The organism is Microbulbifer mixtoriginis (SeqCode) (assembly GCF_052466865.1).
The window spans coordinates 3743767-3765605 of the sequence record NZ_CP174293.1; the positions used below are offsets into that span (position 1 = coordinate 3743767).

Consider the following 21839-nt stretch of genomic DNA (forward strand, 5'->3'; position numbering starts at 1 on the left):
AAAAGGGAGTAATTCAGCCATTTACTTATATATAGTCTTTGAGAATATCAAAAACTCAAAAAACTGATTAAATAATTGAATCATTCTATGATCCAGCCAAAAGTTCTTTTTACGAAAAGACTTAAATAAAGCGAGTTATCAGCCGCCAAGTCGAAAGCAAGCCCTTTCATTCTTATTGATAACTTTTAATAATTGCAAATTAATAATCCTTCTTCCACTGCAATTCCACACTACCAGAACCACTATCGCCCTCGTCCGCTGTTTTAAACTCCAGATTAAGGTCTTCGCCTATCTCTATCTGCATTTCTGCTTGCCAGGGGCTTAGGGGATCGGTACTACGTTGCAACTCTACATAGATACGGTTGGTAATATATTTTCCCAGGCTCAGAGCATACTCATCCCCCTCATCACCTTCCTCTTGCTCAATATTCAGAGTATCCAGCCGCAACAATTCCCGGGTTTTGGCTACCGGGTCTAACACAGCGCGTCCGGTTTGCAAGCTGCGAACCACACTCACTAAACGCACCGCCTGCAGCGGAGAAATATCTGACAAGGACTTACCAAACAACAGCTGAGCTAAGATTTCATCCTGGGAAGCTGAGGGGTCAGAGCTGAAAGTAATATCCATATCTGTTGCAGAACCAGAAATATTTGCTGTGATTTCACCGTCGCTATATTTGTAAACGCCTTCGACAAATACAGCCACTTCGTTATTTTCAAAGCGTATCTCCCCTTCCTGCAAATTAAATTTCTTACCTAGTAGATCAAAGCTACCTCTCACAATGGTCAGCTTTCCTGAAGCCTCGGGTTTGGCCGCAGTTCCACGAATATCCACCTGACCACGCAGTTGGGAGTTGAGCCCCAGACCACGCACATAAGATTGCTGGTCTAAAACCACTTCCACTCCCAGGCTAATCTTACTGAGTAACGGTGGAGCGCGCTCCACTTGTGGGCCATCCACCTGGACTTCTACCACCTGGATTTCCGGAACACTGCTACCGATCCACTGTTCAATCTGTACCGCTAATGGACGTAAAGTAAAGCGCCCGGTAATTTCCGCATCCTGGCTGGAGCCGGACAGAATTGCCTCTCCCGAGATGGCACCGCGCACCCCCGGAGTATTTAACAAGTGTGCTCTATTTAGGTTTAAATTGAGGCTAATCTGTGGTGGCGACTGCTCAGGGAAGAACACCGCTCCTCCCAGGTTAATCGTACCGCCATCCACAACAATGGCACTGCCACGCTCAATACGCCATTCCTCTGGTGTAAGGCGCATATAAAAATCGATATCGGCAATGCGCGTGTGACTGGGCCGGTGCTCATAGCTGGCCCCGCTGAGTTCTATCGCACCATTGAGCCGGGGCTCGCCAAGTGTGCCTGCACCATCAGCAGAGAAACTCAACAGGCCCCGCATAACATTCACCCTCGGGTCCATAAACTCCGCAACCACAGACAAGTCTGCAGTACCATCACTGACCAACTGCAGGGGAACATCACTTATTGGTCCAGATGGGTTATCTGCGAACAATCGCTCCATTATGGGCGTAATAAGCAGGCTAGCGCTGCTATCTACTGCGCGTCGATTGCCATGATCAGCTACCAGAGACACTTGCAACTCACCGCCCTCGGTATACCACTCCAGGGCCATAGAGAGCGGCTGTACCTGAACCCGCCCTTTTTCCCTGCCTGGCATATAGCCGCTGAGACGCAGATCACCCTCAAGCTGTGGCTGACGTGGGCTACCGGTAATATTCGCATGCAGGGAGATATCCCCTTGATCGGGGATTTTAAATGCTACCTCACGGGAGAGATCTTCCAGGGAAGCCCTACCTAAAACTTGCAGGTCCAGACGTTGTTCATTGAGGCTGCCATGGACCGACAATTGGTTACGCCCCGCCCACAAAAACTCCAGCCCCTCAACAATCAAACTCTTATCGGCATAATCCAGAGCGCCCTGCAGCACCCAGGGCTCATAGCGATAACCACCCTGCGCCAGCACACTGGCCCTTACCTCCGGGTTAGTAAGCGATCCACTAATTTCTCCATCCAGGCTCAGCTCACCCTCCATAGTACTGGGCAATACTGCTCCAAACACTTCCACCAAGCTCAAGGGTAAGTTACGCACATTCACTCCCACCTGGAGCTGGTCCCGTTTAGGCTCAATTACTCCCTGCGCCTCCACCAATACGACGCCCTGCTTCCCCAGACGCTGTGCTTCCTCGGCCAGGGCTGTCAGGCGACTCGCGCTCTGCTCAGGCTGTACCGCGCCCTTGGCGATACCTGGGATAATCACTGGCGATTGCAGGCCCTGAAACTGTCGTGAACCAAAGTAATTCATGGTGCCGTTGGCAAAGAGTTCCAGTCGCAAGCCTTGCAGGTCAATTTTTTCCAGGTTTCCGCTGGCATCACCTTTCAGGTTATAGCGGTATTCTTGAACCAGACCATCGGATTCCAGGCTGGCATTCAAGTAGGGATTAGACCAAGGGCCCTCGACACCCAGCAGCCCCTTTAAACCCAGGCTAACCCCCTGTGCAGAGACAAATCCGAGATCTTCATAAGGGCTGAGGTTGCGAATATCCAAATGCAGCTGCAAATTCAGTGTTTTTGCCTCGATATCCACCGAGCCGCCACCGAATACATTCAGCTTTTCCCCCACCAAGCTCAGATCAGTAATTGTCAGCCCCTGTAAATTACCCTTCACCTTGCCCGTCAACTCATTTTGTAGGCCTCGGTAAGCGGTAACAGCACTCACATCCCCATCAAAAACCGGCTTGTCCCATGGCCCTTTTATCTGTAGCTGAAGTTGATGCAGGGTCCCAGAGAAGTCATCGGGGATTTTTAGTGCTTCTGTTTGCGGTAAAGCAGATAGCAATCGACGAATCTCTTCAACCCCCAGCTCTTGCGCCGCTACATTGATGTCCAGGGACTTGTTGTCGGTATCAATAGCGCCCGCCGTACGAATTTGCGCACCGGCAAACGCCAGTCGAAGTGACTCCAACAGAATAACCCCCTGATCAGTATTCACCTCACCCAGCAGACTCAGTGGCTGCTCCCGATAGTGACTATTCAGCTCAATCTGACCAGAGATACTGGGTAGTGGCAGTGTACCGGATAGGGTTAAATCAGCACTAAACCAGCCGCTGTGTAATACATCTTGCCAAGGGCGAGAGAGGGTAATTGGCAGGCGGTTGAGGTGAAGCTCAGCACTGATCTCATTTGCACCAATACTGCCTGAAACAGTGCTGCGCCGCCCATCCACCTGCAACCAAATACCTTCGGAGTGAATACGCCAGGGAAAAAGGTCAATTAGCAGGCTACCGGTCAATGCCAATTGATGCTGGGAAAGTGGAATGGAAATAGACTCTATATCGATCTGTACCTGCTCATCGCGACGGCGCAGAGCAATTTTGCCACGTGCATCCAACGCCTGCCCTTTCGGCAGGTGTAGCTGGCGACCCACAAAGCCCTGAGCTGTTTCACTGGCCGAAAAGTCCAGAACAAACCGCCCCGGCTGCTGCTCCCGCCCCTCGGCAATAAACTGCAGATCACCACCTTTTAACTCGCGAACTTCCAGCTGCAACTGAGTGGGCTGCCCCTCCCAGCGATACAGGCTATTAGCGGATACAGAGAGCGCTGGAATATCGCTGACTTTGCTGCTAATTAACTGTAATCGCTCAAGCTTTAACTCTCCTAAGCGAAAACTCGGCAACAGGGCTTCCCAGCTGGAAGTTTTTACTGTGTCCGTCTCATCCTCTACTACTTGTGCAGTTTCTTGCTCTGCTTCAGTCAAGGATTTAAGTAATTCATCCAGCACATCTAGATTCAGCAGAAAATCTTTGGCAGCGATACGCTCAATATTGACTGGATTACTGGAAAAACTCTGTAGCTGAAACTCCAGCTGGCTTCCCTCTGCCAGGGTATTGCTCTCAAAATCGACCCGAAGACGTTCGAAAAACCAGGCCCCGAGGCGCTCGCTGCCAATCCCTTCAGCTTCAATCGTAAGGCCGTCGATTACCTGTTCTGCACCGTAAAAAGCCGTGCGGGTCAAATTAACCCGCCCCTGCTCTGTGCCTAGAAAGTAAATTAATGAAAGCAGAGTAAATAGCAACAGACCCGTGATCAGGTAGCCCCCGGCTCCGAGGGAACGCCACAACCCCCGCAGAAAGCCTCGCAAAAAAACTAGCAGTGCGCCAGCAAAGCCCAGAGCCAATACACTCCATCTGGACATCAAAATGCCTGCCCCAGGCTGATATAGACTTGGTAGTGATCATCTACTCCGTCGCGCCTATCCAGAGGAAAGGCTAAGTCAAAGCGGATAGGAGCGAAGGAGGTATTGTAGCGAACACCAAATCCCGCCCCCCAGAAGAGGTTAGAGAAGTTAGGGCGTGGATTCTCATAGGCATTTCCTCCATCGAGAAACAGGACTCCGCCCCAAGTTTTACTAAAGCGGAAACGCCCTTCGATTGATATTTCGCTGAGGCCGCGCCCACCGATCGCATCGGACAGGGATTCCTGACCGTCCTCATTAATTTCAACAATACGTGGACCCAACTCCTGGTACCCATAGCCTCGCACTGAACCACCCCCACCTGCATAAAAGCGTTCATCCGCCGGCAGTTCCAAATTGGGTGCGCCAGTAATGGCGCCGGCCTTGATACGCAATGCTAAAGTTGGTTCGTAGCGCGCCGATTGCGCCGTTTTATAAGCGGTCAACTGCAGGATATTTTTGACAAATGAAGTACTGTTATTTTTGAGATCCACATAGGGCTTAATCTCCAGTGCTGTGGTGGCGCCGCGGCGGGCATCCAGAGGCTTATCTGTAGTGTTTAACTTAAATCCCAACGGGAACGCCAATAAATGATAATTCTCATCCGGGTCCCCATCCTCCACAGCACCATCTACTTTTTCATCCACACGGCTGAACTTCAGTTCAGCCCCGCCACTGATGGTACGGTGCTTACTCAGCTTGCGCGATACCAGCCCCTTAAGGGTCAAGGCCTTGGAACTGTAGGAGTCTACATCCTCACCGGTTAGGGCCACACTCGCAGTAAAGCGCTGTTTATCTCTAAAAAAACGCGGTATGGTCAACTTACTCTCTAGAGTTTGCTTGACCTTATTCACTTTACTCTCCACTTCCAGCTTTTCGCCACGGTGAAAAATATTGCGATGTTCCCAACTGGCAGATACACCGGGGCCCTCATCAGAGGTGTACCCCACCCCCAAAGTAATAGTCCGGTGGTTGCGCTCCTGCACAATAAAGATGACATCAACCAGACCGTTATAGGGCTCTGATATCTGGTGAGTTACATTGGAAATTAAATTAGTGCGCAATAAGCGCAATTGAGCCGCATCCAGCTTACTGCGACTGAAACAATCCCCAGGGTTAATATTCAACTTACTGCGCAAATAGTCATCTTCAACAGAAGTGGCACCAAGGATTTCCACCTCACCCACCAACACCTCTGGACTGGGTGCCACACGGTACACCAATCGTGCAGCTGCCTCCTGGTGAATCACTGTAGCTTGATAGGTAACATCGACATTGAGCAGACAGGCATTTTCATTAAGGTATCTGGTGATGGTCTGCACACCTTCGAGTACCTCATCTGCCTGTAATGGATCGCCGATAGAAATAGGCAAGCCGGGAAAGCCCGCCCACAGATTCGCGGGCATTTCAATATCCAGGCTCTTTATCAAATACTGAGGACCGGGAATTACTTGGTAAATAATTTCACTACCCTGCACCGATTCCCGTACAGTAGCATCGTAATACCCCTCAGCGCGCAGTAATTTTTCCAGATTTCCACGCTCATAATGAGCGATATCCCGCAGGTTTTCATAACTCTCAAGGGCGCTACTATTCTTACGCAACTCATTGAGCTCTTTAGTCAATTTTTCCTGCAATTGCGGGTCGCCCTGCACATACAGTGAAAAAGCGGGAAGTTTGGAAAAAAAAGGAATGGCTACTGCCTGCTGGAAGGGCAGTAATACAAAACCGATAAGCAGGAAGGCAAAGAGAACTCGCAAAATATTAATCCGTTGACTACGGCGGCTAGTCCGCATACTCCCGGGTATCCATCCCTTCACACCTGATAATGACCCGGTACAGATATTGCCCGGGTAGAGTTTGCCGACGAGAGACGAAATAGCTAATAGTCCCGTTTTAATCGCCGGCGGAGAGAAAGCAAATGGTTTATGGCTGGCTGCTAGTGCTCGGGCTGCCAAGTAACGGATTACAGTCTTTGATAATCACCCGCCCCTCGAGAATATTGCCCTTGGAGTATTCAGTAAAAATACATTGATTGGTTTTGGGGTCGTAGTTCTCGATCCAGAGGTTATCCTCTTTCCAGGTGGCGCCAATATGCCGGTAACCGTCAGGTACAGAAATACGCATCACACCACCGAAGCGTTTTACAAAGACCTGTTCATAGTGGAAGTAATAAGCCAGCCAGCCTGCAAAGAAGAAAACTGCAGCCACAATGGCGCCAATTTTCAAGCTGCCCATGCGGCTGCCAGCAAAGAGGGAGAGAATAACCAGAGCGATAACCGCTGCCCAGTAGAGATAGGTAACCATACTTGCTCTTCTGCCTTGAATTTATTGGTATTACTACAGGGCAAGGGTAGCGCAGAACCGAGTCAAACAAAATGACGCCCGTCTACGCGCCCTCCCCCCCTTAATCTCTTTAGTCTTCCGCCAAGGCTGGCAAATTTTCATAGAGTGCCAGAGCCTCTGGGTTGGCGAGGGCTTCTTTATTCTTAACCGCCTTACCATGCACGACATTGCGAACCGCCAACTCAACAATTTTTCCACTAATAGTACGCGGAACATCGGCCACCTGAATCACCTTGGCGGGTACGTGGCGCGGGGTCGTATTAGCGCGAATGGTGGAGCGGATTCTCTGCACCAGATCATCATTCAGCTCTACGCCCTCGCGCAACACCACAAACAGTACAACCCGTACATCGTCTTGCCACTGCTGACCGATACAGATGCTATCAAGCACCTCCTCAACTTTCTCTACCTGGCGATAGATCTCGGCAGTACCAATACGCACCCCACCGGGATTCAGTACCGCATCGGAACGACCGTAAATAATCACTCCTCCATGGGTAGTAATTTCTGCATAGTCGCCGTGTGCCCAAACTCCCGGCCAATTTTCGAAGTAGGCGCTGTTATATTTCGCCCCATCGGGATCATTCCAGAAACCGATCGGCATACAAGGGAAAGATTTGGCACACACGAGCTCCCCCTTCTCTGAAGTTACCGGCTTGCCATCGTCATTCCAGACTTCCACAGCCATGCCCAATCCTCGACACTGAAGTTCTCCCGCATAAACTGGCAACGCAGGGTTACCCAAGGCAAAGCAGGAAATAATATCCGTGCCTCCAGAAATAGAAGACAGGCACAGATCCTCCTTTATATCTCGGTAGACATATAGAAAGCCTTCATGAGCCAGTGGCGAGCCTGTAGACAGTACCGCGCGCAGCTTCTCCAATTTGTGGCTTTCGCGGGGCTTACAGCCGCTCTTTTCCAAGGCGGCGATATACTTGGCACTGGTGCCAAATACGCTGATGCCCTCCTCATCCGCCATATCCCACAAGCCCCTAGCCTCTGGATAGAAGGGAGAGCCATCGAACAGCACCAGGGTTGCACCACAAGCCAAGCCACTTACCAGCCAGTTCCACATCATCCAGCCACAGGTGGTGAAGTAGAATAGGGAATCCTCACGACGCAAGTCGCAATGCAGGCGATGCTCCTTCAGGTGTTGAAGCAAGGTGCCACCCACCCCGTGCACAATGCACTTCGGCACCCCAGTAGTTCCTGAGGAATACATGATGTATAGGGGGTGATCGAAAGCGGTCTGAACAAAGGTAAGCTCGCGCTCAGGTGCTGTGGCTTCGAACTCCTGTAGCAACACCGCTTTATCCAGCGGCTCTGCTGCTAGTACCTGAGCCGCTTTTTCCTGCGAGCGGGCAACAGGCACCACTACCAGCTTCTCAATGGAGTCGATACGGGCCACTATCTCGCGCAATCGCGGCAGGGAATCGATCACTTTGCCGTTGTAGAAGTAACCTTCGCAGGCGATCAGCACCTTCGGTTCTACCTGGCCGAAACGATCAAACACGCCATTGATACCAAAATCCGGCGAACAGGAAGTCCATATAGCGCCAAGACTGGTGGTTGCCAGCATCGCCACTACGGTATCCATCACATTCGGCATAAAGCCAGCTACACGATCCCCTTCGGATATGCCCTGATTCGCCAGGGCCGAAGCCAAGCGTTCTACCCGACCGTATAGCTGCGCGTAGCTGAGCTGGCGGCGGCTGCCATTCTCCAGGCGCTCAACCAAAGCCGTCTTATCGTCGCGGTAGCGCAGCAGGTTTTCGGCAAAATTGAGTCGTGCATCGGGGAACCACTCAGCACCCGGCATGTTATCGCGGCCCAAGATCTCTTCTCCACGCGCACTGGCCTGCACTTCACAGAAATCCCATAAGTCGCTCCAGAAGACCTCACGCTCTTCTACAGACCACTGGTAAAGCGCACTGTAGTCTTCAAGCTGCAGCTGGTGTTTCACATTAACCAGGCGACGAAACTCATCCATTTGGGTGGCGGCTACGGCCTTGGGGCTCGGTTGCCAAAGGGCTTGTGCGTTGTCCTTCATCTCAGCAGACCTTGTAGATTCATTATTCTTGGTGATTGTTTGACCTTCGCCAGGGCGAAAGCGGCAATCATGCCTTGCCCGACAACTTTAAACTATTTTAATCTTTCGATGGTTTATTAAATAAAGCTTAACATTCATAGAATGTATCCGGAGCCATAGTGAGCGCCACCATTAAACAGCTTCGCGCCTTCGTTGTTGTAGCCCGCAGCCACAGTCTGGCGCAGGCCAGTGCCCAGTTACACACTTCCCAGCCGGCGCTCTCCGTGGCTATCCGCAATCTGGAAGAGGCCGCTGGAGGGCCTCTATTTAGCCGCGATAGCCGCCAACTGGTCTTGACCCCAGAAGGGCGTGAGTTCCTGGTTCGTGCGGAGCAACTACTTAACAGCTGGGATCAATCACTGGATGCTATACAGCAGCGCTTCCGCCTGGAACGTGGACAACTGCAACTGGCAGTTATCCCCGCTTTCGCCTTAAACCGAGTACCCGCTCTATTAGCTAACTTTCACCTGACATATCCACAAATCAATATTGTGCTGGAAGATGTGGTTATGGAGCGGGTTGTAGAATCTGTACAGGAGGGACGCGCGGAGCTGGGCATTAGCTTTCGCCCGGACGAACTAGGTGGCATGGAGTTCGCACCCATTGAACACGACCGTTTTATCGCAATAATGCCAGAAGACCACATATTGGCGGAAAAGAAGGCCGTACGCTGGCGCGACTTGGCCGCTCATCCTTTTATATCGATGAACCGTGGATCGGCAGTGCGACGCTGGACGGATACTGCCTTTGACCAGTGTGGACAAGCTGCTCAATATATTTGTGAAGCTAACCAGCTTAGTACTATCGGGCAGCTGGTCAGAGCGGGCTTGGGAATCAGTGCTGTACCAAGCCTTTGTGAGGCACAAATGCGAGAGTACGGTTTAATCTGCTTGCCTCTTACCGCACCGGCGGTAATGCAAGAAGTTGGCGCACTATTTAAAAGCCGCGGTAACCTCTCTGCACCCGCCAGCGCTTTCCTGGAATTACTCACCGGGCAATAGCCACTACAGAATAGTAATTTACCCAGAGTGCCAGTAACTATTTACTACTGGTAGCGCGCAGCATCCAGGCAGTTTTTTCATGCACACGCATACGGTCAGATACCAGGGCAATAGTCGATTCATCCTCGCCCTTTTGCGCGGCCTTTAATACATCGCGACAAGTTTTTATTACCTGCTCATGGCCCTTGGTGAGAATTTTCACCATATCTTCTGCTGCGGGAACTTCTACAATTTCTTCAATAGAACTCAGCTGTCCAAAAGCCTGATAGGTGCCCGGTGCAGAAACACCCAAAGTGCGAATTCGCTCTGCAATGTCATCTACCGCCGTAGCCAGTTCGTTGTACTGCTCCTCAAACATCAGGTGTAGTTCACGAAAAAATGGCCCGGTAACATTCCAATGGAAGTTGTGCGTTTGCAGGTATAGAGTGTAGCTATCCGCCAGCAAGTGCTTGAGGCCGCCAGCAATCTTTTCCCTATCCTTTTCACTAATACCAATATCAATTTTTTTCATTAAACAAATCCCTCTTCCAAGACTTTGCCACCGAAATGGTTACACTGCCATTCTGATAGCTTTATGGTTTTACCACAAGCTATCGGGTTGATAGCTTATCTATATAGCCGAGCCAAGTTTATAAGACACTAAAAAGACAAACATATTTATCCTGGCAACTAACTCGGAACATGCCTTGAATCTAGCGGTATCCTGCCCTGGAACAACTGTGTGTCCAAACTGAAAAGTTAATTAATCCGCCAAAAAGAAAAAATAAATAAAACATGTTGGTTATGCATACACTTATAGTGCTAGCACTATTTCAATCTACAGAAAGAAAAATTTAAGAGAAAACAAAGTTAGCTAGGTATTACAAACCGGGCAATTACTATGACTCGGCAGCTGCAAAGTTTGCAGAGCTAAGGTTTCCGTCTCGATTAAGTGCAATTTATTCAAGCTCGATACCGGCAAATCCATCAGGTACTTCATGGCCTCCAGAGCCTGCATACTGCCAACGACCCCCAATGCAGGACCGATCACCCCTGCTGTAGCGCAGTTCTGGACTTCAGCCTGCTCCTGGGGCGGAAACAGGCAGGCATAACAGGGACCTTTTCCTTCAGAAAAATCAAAACTAATCAGCTGGCCGGAAAACCCCTGCACCGATGCCATTACCACCGGACACCCTGCCTGATAACAAACCCGGTTGATCGTATGGCGGATTTCCAGGTTATCGGTGCAGTCCAACACCAGATCCACCTGTTTTACCTGCTCACGCAGCCAGGATTCATTCGCCATTTGGCTGTGGGGGTGAATGCGAATAGTTGGATTGGCTGCAGCCAATTGTTGTGCAGCCACCATGGCTTTGGATTTTCCCTGGTGATTGGTTTTGTACAAAACCTGGCGCTGTAAATTGGAGAGATCGATATGATCACCGTCTACCAGGTGCAGCTCTCCAATACCGGCTGCGGCCAGATACATCGCTACCGGGCTGCCGAGCCCACCTAAACCAACAATCATAATTCGAGCAGAAGACAGTTTTTTCTGCCCCTCTTCACCCACTTGGGGCAACATTATCTGGCGACTGTAACGCTGTAATTCCTTACTACTTAACATGGCTCTACTTCCGCATGCTTACCTTTCAACAGGACATTAAAATCGGCAACCGCCTGCTTGTAATCTTCCGCTTTAGTTATAGCGCTGACCACGGCGATACTGCCAACGCCACTAGCGATAACCTCACCGGCCCGTTGCATATTAATACCACCAATTGCCACGAGTGGATATCCGGGCAATAGCGCGGCCATTCGCGCAAGTTTCTGCACGCCCTGCAACTGATCCGACATATCCTTGGTGTTGGTCGCATAAATTGCACCAATCGCCAAGTAGCTGGGGCGATAACGGTAGGCCAACAGTAATTCATAGAAGCCGTGAGTACTGATACCCAGCTTCAATCCTGCCGCTTGAATTGCCCTCAGATCAGCAGCCTGCAAATCCTCCTGGCCCAAATGCACACCGTAGGCGCCGCACTCAATCGCCAACTGCCAGTAATCATTGATAAACAGGCGCAGGTTATACGTCCTGCCAATAGCCACTGCACGCTCAATCTGTGCGCGCAGGTCCCCACCCGGATTCTTTATTCGCAACTGTAGAGTACGCACCCCCAGCTCAGCCAGGCGCTGCAACCACTCCACTGTATCCACAACCGGATATAAACCCAATGCTTGAGAGTCTGTTTGGGCAAACCCTTGAACAAGAGGCGGGGCTGCACCAAAGCCATAATCCAGCGCACGCTCTTCTCCCGGCACCAAAATCTCCGGGAAGTCGATGAAATCCAGGGGCCAGCCACAGTGGCCTACAGGTCCAGCACCAGCGCCGATATGTGCATTATTTCCCCGGCGCAAGCCCCGCTGAACATAGGCTTTACCCACAACGCAGGCATCTCGCAACGGGTAGCCCAAAGCGCGGCAAGCGGCGATAGCGGAGGACAGGGTGCAGCCGGTGCCATGTGTGCCTGTACTGGACACTTCCCGGCCAATAAACCAATCGGCTTTTTCACCATCCCACAGTAAGTCGGCAACTTCTCCCGCACGCAATTGCGTATGGCCGCCGGTAACTAAAATTGCGGTACCGCCGTGAGCGTGCAACTGACGCGCAGCCTGCACAATAGATTCCGCACCCGTGACACTGGCTCCGCTAAGCCATTCCAATTCATGTAAATTGGGAGTGACCAGATCACACTGTGGCATCAACTGAGCCAACACCGTTGCGGTAATATCCCCTTCGGTGAGCCCGGCTCCGTTGGTAGCAACAGCAACCGGGTCGTAAATAACCGGAACCGGCTGCACCGCTTTCAGCTGGCGCAGGAAATCTGCCACCGCAACAACTTGTTCAGCATTCGCTAGCAGACCGATTTTAATTGCGGCAGGAAATAGATCCCGCTGTAAAGCCTGTAACTGAGAACCCAAGACCTCTAGGGAAACTGCATTAATTGCAGTAACTTCCACCGTATTCTGTGCAGTATTGGCCGTGATAGCACTGCAACCATGGCAGCCGAGGTCGGCAAAAGTCAGCAGGTCCGCCTGAATACCGGCGCCACCGCCGGAGTCACTGCCGGCAATGGTCCAGACAATTGGCTTTTTCAATTGGAGTTGATCGCGCATAAAAATACTAATCCTGCAATATGCTCTCTGCCTGCTGCCAGAAAGGCATATCCAGGGTGGGGGTGCTGGGGCTGGCAGTTTGACGCCTGAGCATCAAGCCGGCATTAAAGGCGGCGCGCCCGGATTCCACAGCCAGTTTAAAAGCATTAGCCATCAGTACCGGATCCTGGGCTTTTGCAATCGCGGTATTCAATAACACCGCATCAAAGCCCATCTCCAGTGCTTCTGCCGCCTGTGATGGCGCACCGATTCCGGCGTCAATAATAAGCGGTACATCACTCAAACGCTCGCGCAGTGTTTGCAGGTTATATTTATTGAGCAGTCCCTGCCCGGTACCGATGGGAGCCCCCCAGGGCATTAATACCTCGCAACCCACATCCAATAGTTTTCGACACAGAACCAGGTCATCTGTGCAATAAGGCAAAACCTTGAAGCCTAACTGAATTAATTCCCGCGCAGCTTCTACCAGACCAAAGGGGTCTGGCTGCAAATTGTAATCATCACCAATCACTTCCAGCTTGAGCCAATCGGTCTGGAAAATTTCCTGGGACATTTTTGCCAGCTCCACCGCTTCTCGCGGCGATTTACAACCGGCGGTATTGGGCAACAACTGACAACCGGACTCGCGAATATAATCCCAAAATCGATTGTCCTGCTGCTGTGCCGGATTTTGCCGGCGAAGAGACAAAGTAATAATTTCTGAAGCTGAGGCTTGCACGGATTCGCGCATAATCGCTGGGGAGGGATACAGGGCGGTGCCCACCAAAAGCCGGCTGTTAAATGTTTTTCCGTAAAGTGTTAATAGATCGCTCACCTTTACCCCCCCACTACCGGAGCAACAATATCCAGGCTATCGCCGTTATTTATCTGTGTACTGCTATATTCCGTACGGGGAATAAATCCACCGTTGATCGCAACGGCAAACGTTTCTCCGCGATAGCCGAGCTGCTGTAAAAGCGCAGAGAGTTTTAGCGGGGATTCAAGGCTCTGTGTTTCCCCATTAATTAGTACCTGCATCAAACCCCCTGTAACAGTTGTTGTGCCACTTGATTCTCCACTTGCTCCACTACTGCCGGCGCTAAAAGATAACCGTGACGGTAAAGGCCATTCACCCTAATCAGCCCATCCTCGCTGTGGATATAAGGCATATTATCCATAGTGGCGGGGCGACAATTTACGCGGGTCTCAACAATACGAGCCTCGGCAAAAGCCGGGTTGAGGGAGTAAAGCGCGGAAGACAATTCCATACTGGAGCGCACGGAAATGGGCGACTGGTCTTCGCTCTCAATTTCCGTAGCACCAATTACAGTGCGTCCATCGCTACGGGGTACAGCGTAGAGCTTATAGCGTGGGTGGAGCAGGCGCACTGGACGCTGCAAAACCACTTCCCGGGATTCCACCACCATCACCTCACCACGGACACCGCGTAAGCCTTCAATCTGTCCCTTGGCACCGAGACCACGGCAGTCGATCACGCAATCAAATTGTTCGCGCTCCGAGTTCACAGAGATATACCCGGCTTCGCAATTTACCTTGCTGTGCTCTCGCAGAGTGACAGCACCTCGGTGCAACACCCTGAGTAACGCGGGCAATAGGCGGTGATTATTGATATCCGCCTCACCCCGCAGGTAAAGCCCTTGTTCAAAGCCATGTAAGCAAGGCTCTAATTTCGCTAAAGTATTGCTATCGAGGGGCTGCACCTGCACCCTGGCAGACTCGCCAAGCTTACCCTGTAGTTCCCGCAGAAATTGCAGCAGCTCGCTTTTATCCTTGCCATGCGCCACCAGCACTGAGCCCGCTCGGCGGTATTCCACGTCCTGCCCGCTCTGCTTCTCTAGCTGCCGGACCCACTCAGACCAAAGCTCAAGGCTTTTTAACCCCAGGCTATAAATGTGTTTATTACTATGTACCAGCTCCGATAAAGGCGAGATCATTCCCGCAGCTGTCCAACAGGCTCCACCTTTTGATTCCGATAAGTTACCGGCCTCAAACAGGGTAATATCTACATCAAGCTGACAGAGCCTCCAGGCGAGTAATCGCCCCAACAGGCCGCCACCGGCAATAGCCACTTTGGCTTTGGTTTCGTTTGACACAGCTTACCTATCTTCACAATTCCAATTGGATACCAGCGATAGCAAGCTCCTTTTACATCACTGTATTTCTAATATGCTGGGGGAGTTACCCTCCCCCAACACCCGATCAGCCCTTGTGATAAATCTCGCTGCCCATATCCTTAAATTTAACTGCCATCTCTTCCATCCCGCGTTCCGCCTCCTGCTTGGCTGCGTAATCGCGCACATCCTGAGTAATCTTCATAGAACAGAATTTAGGCCCACACATGGAGCAGAAATGCGCTACCTTGCCGGATTCCTTCGGCAGGGTTTCATCGTGATAAGAGCGCGCGCGCTCCGGGTCCAGACCAAGATTGAATTGGTCTTCCCAGCGAAATTCAAAGCGGGCTTTTGACAGAGCGTCATCGCGCTTCTGTGCCCATGGATGCCCCTTGGCCAGGTCTGCGGCATGGGCCGCAATCTTATAAGCCATCAGCCCCTCTTTAACATCCTCTTTATTGGGTAGGCCTAGGTGCTCTTTGGGTGTCACATAGCAGAGCATGGCGCAACCATAGGTGCCGATAAGCGCTGCACCTATGCCGGAAGTGATGTGGTCGTAACCGGGAGCAATATCTGTCGTTAATGGGCCAAGAGTATAGAAGGGGGCACCGTGGCAGTGCTTCAACTGCTCATCCATATTTTCTTTGATCTTATGGATAGCCACATGGCCAGGGCCTTCGATCATGGTCTGTATATCGTGCTTCCAGGCAACTTCGGTTAATTCACCAAGCGTATGCAGCTCACCGAACTGAGCTTCATCATTGGCATCGGCGATGGAGCCCGGACGCAGGCCATCACCAAGGCTAAAGCTCACATCATAAGCTTTCATAATCTCGCAGATTTCCTCAAAGTGGGTATAGAGGAAATTCTCCTTGTGATGAGCGAGACACCACTTCGCCATGATGGAACCACCACGAGACACTATCCCGGTCATTCTTTTGGCTGTGAGTGGTACATAGCGCAAGAGCACGCCGGCATGAATAGTGAAATAATCCACTCCCTGTTCCGCTTGCTCAATCAAGGTATCTCGGAAAACATCCCAGTTGAGGTCTTCGGCAATTCCATTTACTTTTTCCAATGCTTGGTAAATGGGTACGGTACCAATGGGGACTGGTGAGTTGCGCAGAATCCACTCGCGAGTTTCGTGGATATTGGCTCCGGTAGACAGATCCATTACCGTATCTGCCCCCCACTTGGTAGACCAAACCAGTTTTTCCACTTCCTCTTCAATGGAAGAAGTCACAGCGGAATTGCCGATATTTGCATTCACCTTACACAGAAAGTTGCGCCCGATAATCATCGGCTCCACTTCCGGGTGATTGATATTCGCTGGGATAATTGCGCGTCCTTCTGCAACTTCCCTACGAACAAATTCCGGCGTGATTTGTTCCGGGATGTAAATACCATCACGCGCTTTTTGGTATTCACTCTCACTCATCTCTGCCGCTAACTTTATGCGTCCCATATTTTCACGGACTGCAACAAACTCCATCTCCGGCGTGATAACGCCACGGCGGGCATAGTGCATTTGCGATACATTACGTCCCTGCTTGGCTCTGCGCGGACTGGGAAGCTTTTCGAAGCGAATGTGATCCAGTCCCTGGGCCGCCATACGCTGCTGACTGTAGGCCGCCTGGCGTGAATCCAGCTGTTCAGTATCTCCTCGTGTCTCTATCCAGCCTTTGCGTAGCTTGGGCAGACCTTGGCGTACATCGACTTTAAAATTGGGCTCTGAATATGGCCCGGAGGTATCGTATACGGTGAGAGGCGCGTTGGGTTCTAGAATAGGATTATCGGCATCCCCACCTACCACACTATCCCCAAGACAAATCTGGCGAGCGCCAACCTGGATACCAGGGGTTTCACCAGGCAAAAACACCTTGCGCGAATTGGGAAAAGACTGAACCGTGAGATTCTCAAGAAATTCTTTAGCGGAATCGCGACTGGCAGCGCGGGAGGACTTTCCGGCTTTACCGGATTGTTCAATGATCTCAGACATGCGTAACCTTAAAACTTGGGAATTTAAAGGTCGCAGCATCCAGGGCACGTACAAAGAGAAAAGACGCCAAAATGTAAAAAAACAGGCGACTTCAGATCTTGTTCCCTACGCGGGGGTTACCCCGATCAGGTTCAACGGATCTCGCAACAGCGATCTCAGCCCACAGGCACTCCGACAAGTAATGCGCAGTATAGAGGAAGCCATCGAATATGAATAGGTGGTCTATCAAAGAGCCGTATCTAGGTCTGACAACAACCATCATTTGAAGTGAAACCAAAATCACTTAATGTTCTCGACGACAGAATTTCAACATGCTTCAACTTATTAAAATCTGACCAGCTAGTCTAGCGCATTCACAGTAGCACCTCTCACCCACCAACCTAAACTCCTCAGGTTCACCGATATAGCTTTAAAACAATAACTATCTACGACGAAAGTCGGTGTGGGAGAAATCACAATGTGGAAAAGATACGGAGTTATAGCAGTCTTTTTTTTAAGTGTTATGTCGCTGCCATCAGTGATGGCAGCCCCTTCAAAATCCGTCGCTGCAGGAGACAGTATTACCATGGCATTCGGTGCAGACTGTACACGCAATAAGTATTTTTGGGACCTATTTTGTCTTCTGGGTGGAGATCAACCGGAACACTCTTGGTTTGATGGTGACAATAATTCTGTAGAAAGTATTTACGATAGATATAAAATTATTTCACCCAATATCGCTGCAAATAAAAAAGCGGCTGAATCCGGTGCCGAGATGCGTGGAGGTAATAAGAATTTTGCAGTACAGGCCGATCGAATTTTGGCTCAAACCAATGTGGCAGATCATGTTGAAATCGTTCTTGGCGGGAATGACATCTGCAACCGAGATTGTGCCGATCCAGCCAACTGCAATAACCCACTATATACCGACAATGAATGGCGCTCAGCTGTTCAAGCCGGCTTGGATAAACTCGTCGACGGCCTTCCCAATGGTTCCACCATTCTGCTCGGATCTGTACCTAGGGTACAGGATCTTCGTGGAGCAGGCCTGGAGAAGCAGGCGGAAAACTCCCGAGTAGACTGTGAAAATGTTTGGTCAACATTTGGTATCTGCCGAATTGCAACCAACGGCGGTATCATGAACGGAGAGGATTTCACCACCCGCTATAATGCGATTACTGCAGCCCAGCGGCGTTACAACGAGATTCTTGCCGAAGAAGCCGAAAGTTACAATGGTGTTAATGGTGTTGAGGTTATAGCGGAATACACTGGTGAAGATGAGGTAAATGCTGGGACTTTCCAGTTTGGAAAGGATGATGTGGGTGGTGGAGACTGTTTCCATCCCAGCGTACAAGGCCAAAATATCGTTGCCGATATCTTTTGGCAGGGTAATCCCGATAAGTAAATAGCTTCCCTAATCGGTGAACAGTGGGCTCTCTGACTAGAGCTTTCATGAGAGCCCAAGTTTATCTCACAGCCTAAACTATTCTCTTTCTGTATTTGAATTTTTCTCAAAGTAGCTAAGCTCTTCAACTACATACTGTATACGTTGTGGTAGTCCCTTTCTCATAAAGACCACATCAATAAGCTGGCCACTAGAAAGCGCATCCCACAATTTATTTTGACCGCTATGTACCCAACTATCATTCACTCTCAGTAATACATCATTTTCTTGAAAACCCAAGGCAGTGAAGAACTCATTATCTGCGACACCTTCAAGTCGCATCAAATGGTGTCCCTCAACTTCCAATTCGGCCTCGGTAAACTTAGCCTCCAAAGCCTGTCGCTGCTCCAAGTGACGACTTAACCAAGCCTGCCCTAGAGTCAGCACACCAGAAGAGGCTATCAACTTGCGAGTTCCAGGGCCCAATGGCTGCTCTATACGTCGTTTCAACTCCTCACTTTGTCCATGAGTGTAGGTGAGTAAAACCTCAGCGCCCTCTCTCCCCTTTAAGGGTAACTTTTCCAGTCCGCCTCTACTCTCTATCACTGCGAAATTAGAGTGGAGGCGCAACAATAAAATATTGTCTGAAATTTTTTGCCCTGCACTGAAATACTCCGCACTAGCCTCCTTTACTGCAATCAAAGCTTTCGACTTACCTTCTACAGTTGATTCGCTAACCCCCAGTAACATTAGTGGCAATCTGGTAGCCGGTAGATTTCTATCATCAATCGTTTCGCTATCCTTCCATCTATACTTTTCTTTTGATTTTATCCCCATAGATTGCAGTTCTTTATCTATCCAAAAAGCATACTGCTCAAAGTTACGCACCCCTTTCAGATACAACCCATTAATAAAAATGACCGGTACATTTTTAAGACCAAGATCTAGTGCATGATCCCGGGACCCTACTACGAAATCTTTTGGACTATCACTGGATAAGCAATCTTCAAAAAGATGAATATCTAATTGCAATTGCTTGGCCAACTGAAGGTAAGTATCACTATCAAACTCAGGAGTTAGAACATACAAGGCATCGTGATACTCCCAAAATTTATTCTGCACCGCCGCACAACGCGCTGCAGATGCAGCTTGAATTCCTTCACGATGAAATTTAAGCGGAAAATCAAAGTGCGCTTGACGAACCCAACCCTTATAAACCTCTAGTAGACGGCGTATTACAGGCTGTATCGTTTTGCAATGTGGAGACTGGTAAGAACAATACATCTCCAAGGTGACTGGAGCATCCTGATTACCCCTAATAAATTTAGAACTCTCGGGCAATTGAATTCGTGGCGGCTCGGGCAACTTCAGATAAATCTCTATATCATCCCTCTTTGAGCTAAAATTAGCTTTTCCATTCACCAAGGCATTCAGTCTAGCCAAACGCAAATTATATTTTTGCTCTGCAATATCATAAAAAACCAGCTGTAAATCATTATCCAAATCCTGCAATGTAATATTATTACGGCCAATACGCGCAACCACTTCAGAGCCAACACCTGGTTTAGAACTCCGCAAGCCCTCTTTTCCTTCTTCTGTACACGAAGAAACAACACAGGTAAAAATAACCAATAAAATCAGCCAAAATCTCAGTTTATAATTTTTCATTATACCCCCCCCTATTTTCCATGCCGATCCTAACAAGCCCACAATCTGCGACCTAACAATTACAAAATAAGCGCCAAAATCACCCTAAAACTGTGATCCTTGTTCGTTTACCTGTCAGAAATTTCTTTATGGATCTACATCTATCTGGACAGATATGTTTAGCGCCATCACTGATAATACCTTCGACTAACACCTGCAAAACTGATCGACATTTAATGAGAAGCTGGCCAGCTTCCAACTTTTCTTATTTGATGAAAAACAGATCTTAGCTAATGAGTTAGCTATGAATGACATTCCTATTAGTGCTTCAGTATTTTTGATTTCCTGTTTTGAAAATGAAGGGCCTAAATTTATATTTGGAATACCCTCAGAAAAAATATACGCTTTATCGATGTAAAAAAATGGCGCCCTCTTATGATTTATTCTCACTTTATCAGAACAGGCCGCTTTATTTATGACAGTTATGTATGGCCTGGTAACTGGGAACGTCGGTGTCTGCTATGGAACACTTGGACGAGAAGCTACTAATATGCTAGTGGGAATCGCCGAGACGTAAGCGGATAGCACGCCTCTCGTGCCCATCAATGCTCAAGCTGGTATCGACGGGCTTTTTAAAGAAAAGTATCAATATATTGCTCTAGTAAAGATGCTTGAGCTCATCCCCAAGCCATCAAAGATGATTACAAATCCAGAATCCACTTCCGAGCTGGTACGTGCAGCTTTCAAAAGCTATCAGGAAGATCAGCCAAGGGCCTATTATCTTGTGTGTTCCCGAAGACATTTTAGATATGGCGGCACTCCAAAATAAGTGGCCCTGCTTGTTAATACCAAGCTAAATCCCACCCCTCCAATCGCAAACACCTAAGATACTTAGATTCAATTCTCCGAGGCTCTAAATATAGTTTCACCAGCACATTTCATGGAAAGAACGCAATGCCCGAGGAGCATCCAAACTCTCTGGGTATTGTAGTTTACGACTATGCCAATTTTGGTTTTGATTGTGTCGATGTTGTTATCTGTGTTGACTATGAACTGCATGAGATGCCTCCATACCCCATACCCCATACCCCATACCCCTAAATGCAGACAAAAAATCATCCATAATCATAATTTCCCAGCAGAGGTTGATGCCAACATTTGCATTAGCCGTGATATAGAAGCCAAAATCTTTTTTTTACAAATGTTGAGCACGCTTGAAAAAGCCAAACCTGGTCAGTGAAGACTAAAAAATACAAAAATTTCTTTTCAGATAAATTAACAATGGCGAAGCCTCCAATGCCTGCCCAATAAAATCCCAAAGGGTGGTCGCAGACTTTCAAGAAGCGATACAAACAGATGATATTGTGCTTTCAGACACCTACGTAGAGAAAATGTGGATGGCACGCCTATACCTAGCCTACAAGCCCAACACCCTTCCTAATTCTTAATAGGCATGCCATTATGCCCTACCTGATGCTACTGATATCAACCTGGTCCCCCCTAAGTGCAGAGTACTAGCGGTGATGGGCGATCGCAGCTTCATGATGAACTCTCAAGAAGTTGAAACTGCAATTAGTGAGAGTATTCCCATTATTATTTTAATTTTTTTTGGCAGTAGCTATGGGCTTATTAAATGGAAAATGGATCTGGAGCTCAAACGCCATTTTCATGTCGACTTCCAGGGTCAAGCATATTGTTAAATATGCTGAAATTTTTGGTGCAAAGGGTTATTTAATTGAAGAGAACTGTCAGCTCTTACCAATCTTAAAAAGGCCTTGGCAGTCCACACAGTTCCAGTGATTTCCTGCCTGTATATTATTCTGAGAATGATAAGTTGACCGAGCATTTGGGTGAGCTTGTGGAGGA

General features: G+C 49.3%; 17 protein-coding genes, 1 pseudogene and 1 riboswitch. Of the genes and pseudogenes, 6 read left to right on the forward strand and 12 right to left on the reverse strand.

Annotation, left to right across the window (positions count from 1 at the left end; translation table 11 throughout):
- Positions 1-199 precede the first annotated feature (199 nt).
- The 4 genes from ACJJJA_RS16855 to ACJJJA_RS16870 all read right to left on the reverse strand — a co-directional run bounded on the left by ACJJJA_RS16855 (position 200) and on the right by ACJJJA_RS16870 (position 8663).
- Complete coding sequence (locus ACJJJA_RS16855; protein ID WP_444902828.1) at positions 200-4228, reverse strand: translocation/assembly module TamB domain-containing protein; 4029 nt, start codon at positions 4226-4228, stop codon at positions 200-202.
- Entirely contained in the window at positions 4228-6063 is a 1836-nt protein-coding gene (locus tag ACJJJA_RS16860) for an autotransporter assembly complex protein TamA (RefSeq protein WP_444902829.1), read from the reverse strand. The genes ACJJJA_RS16855 and ACJJJA_RS16860 overlap by 1 nt, the downstream gene beginning before the upstream one ends.
- 130 nt (positions 6064-6193) lie before the next feature.
- The gene (locus ACJJJA_RS16865; RefSeq protein WP_252082736.1) at positions 6194-6574 is read right to left on the reverse strand and encodes a hypothetical protein; all 381 of its coding nucleotides are present in this window, start codon (positions 6572-6574) and stop codon (positions 6194-6196) included.
- A 109-nt stretch (positions 6575-6683) separates the two neighbouring features.
- Complete coding sequence (locus ACJJJA_RS16870) at positions 6684-8663, reverse strand: acetoacetate--CoA ligase (protein ID WP_444902830.1); 1980 nt, start codon at positions 8661-8663, stop codon at positions 6684-6686.
- A gap of 158 nt (positions 8664-8821) precedes the next feature.
- On the opposite strand from ACJJJA_RS16870, the gene ACJJJA_RS16875 reads away from it, so the two are divergent.
- Complete coding sequence (locus ACJJJA_RS16875) at positions 8822-9703, forward strand: LysR family transcriptional regulator (protein WP_444884145.1); 882 nt, start codon at positions 8822-8824, stop codon at positions 9701-9703.
- A 37-nt stretch (positions 9704-9740) separates the two neighbouring features.
- On the opposite strand, the gene ACJJJA_RS16880 is transcribed toward ACJJJA_RS16875, so the two are convergent.
- The 7 genes from ACJJJA_RS16880 to thiC all read right to left on the reverse strand — a co-directional run bounded on the left by ACJJJA_RS16880 (position 9741) and on the right by thiC (position 16963).
- Complete coding sequence (locus ACJJJA_RS16880; RefSeq protein WP_444902831.1) at positions 9741-10214, reverse strand: Dps family protein; 474 nt, start codon at positions 10212-10214, stop codon at positions 9741-9743.
- Positions 10215-10556: 342 nt separating this feature from the next.
- On the reverse strand, positions 10557-11306 hold the full coding sequence (locus ACJJJA_RS16885) for a HesA/MoeB/ThiF family protein (RefSeq protein ID WP_444902832.1): 750 nt from the start codon (positions 11304-11306) through the stop codon (positions 10557-10559).
- A complete protein-coding gene (gene thiE / locus ACJJJA_RS16890) occupies positions 11300-12853 on the reverse strand; it encodes a thiamine phosphate synthase (protein ID WP_444902833.1) in 1554 nt (517 codons plus the stop codon). The genes ACJJJA_RS16885 and thiE overlap by 7 nt, the downstream gene beginning before the upstream one ends.
- 7 nt (positions 12854-12860) lie before the next feature.
- Entirely contained in the window at positions 12861-13667 is an 807-nt protein-coding gene (locus ACJJJA_RS16895) for a thiazole synthase (RefSeq protein WP_108734076.1), read from the reverse strand.
- A 2-nt stretch (positions 13668-13669) separates the two neighbouring features.
- On the reverse strand, positions 13670-13870 hold the full coding sequence (thiS, locus tag ACJJJA_RS16900) for a sulfur carrier protein ThiS (protein WP_444902834.1): 201 nt from the start codon (positions 13868-13870) through the stop codon (positions 13670-13672).
- Positions 13870-14946, reverse strand: coding sequence for a glycine oxidase ThiO (thiO, locus tag ACJJJA_RS16905; RefSeq protein WP_444902835.1), 1077 nt, complete (start codon positions 14944-14946; stop codon positions 13870-13872). The genes thiS and thiO overlap by 1 nt, the downstream gene beginning before the upstream one ends.
- A gap of 106 nt (positions 14947-15052) precedes the next feature.
- Positions 15053-16963: a phosphomethylpyrimidine synthase ThiC gene (gene thiC / locus ACJJJA_RS16910; RefSeq protein WP_444902836.1), complete on the reverse strand. Its 1911-nt coding sequence runs from the start codon at positions 16961-16963 to the stop codon at positions 15053-15055.
- 85 nt (positions 16964-17048) lie between these two features.
- A riboswitch (TPP riboswitch) is annotated at positions 17049-17147 on the reverse strand.
- Positions 17148-17420: 273 nt separating this feature from the next.
- Here thiC and ACJJJA_RS16915 point away from each other — a divergent pair.
- Positions 17421-18347: an SGNH/GDSL hydrolase family protein gene (locus tag ACJJJA_RS16915; protein ID WP_444884140.1), complete on the forward strand. Its 927-nt coding sequence runs from the start codon at positions 17421-17423 to the stop codon at positions 18345-18347.
- 78 nt (positions 18348-18425) lie between these two features.
- On the opposite strand, the gene ACJJJA_RS16920 is transcribed toward ACJJJA_RS16915, so the two are convergent.
- Positions 18426-19994, reverse strand: a complete 1569-nt coding sequence (locus tag ACJJJA_RS16920) for a thioredoxin domain-containing protein (protein ID WP_444902837.1) — start codon at positions 19992-19994, stop codon at positions 18426-18428.
- 421 nt (positions 19995-20415) lie between these two features.
- Here ACJJJA_RS16920 and ACJJJA_RS16925 point away from each other — a divergent pair, with 421 nt between their 5' ends.
- The 4 genes and pseudogenes from ACJJJA_RS16925 to ACJJJA_RS16940 all read left to right on the forward strand — a co-directional run.
- Positions 20416-20550, forward strand: a complete 135-nt coding sequence (locus tag ACJJJA_RS16925) for a thiamine pyrophosphate-binding protein (RefSeq protein WP_444905259.1) — start codon at positions 20416-20418, stop codon at positions 20548-20550.
- A gap of 18 nt (positions 20551-20568) precedes the next feature.
- On the forward strand, positions 20569-20802 hold the full coding sequence (locus ACJJJA_RS16930; RefSeq protein ID WP_444900156.1) for a hypothetical protein: 234 nt from the start codon (positions 20569-20571) through the stop codon (positions 20800-20802).
- Between the two features lie 125 nt (positions 20803-20927).
- The gene (locus ACJJJA_RS16935) at positions 20928-21074 is read left to right on the forward strand and encodes a hypothetical protein (protein ID WP_444902838.1); all 147 of its coding nucleotides are present in this window, start codon (positions 20928-20930) and stop codon (positions 21072-21074) included.
- 371 nt (positions 21075-21445) lie between these two features.
- Positions 21446-21673 (forward strand): annotated as a pseudogene (locus ACJJJA_RS16940) (thiamine pyrophosphate-dependent enzyme); the annotation flags it as partial.
- Between the last annotated feature and the right edge of the window lie 166 nt (positions 21674-21839).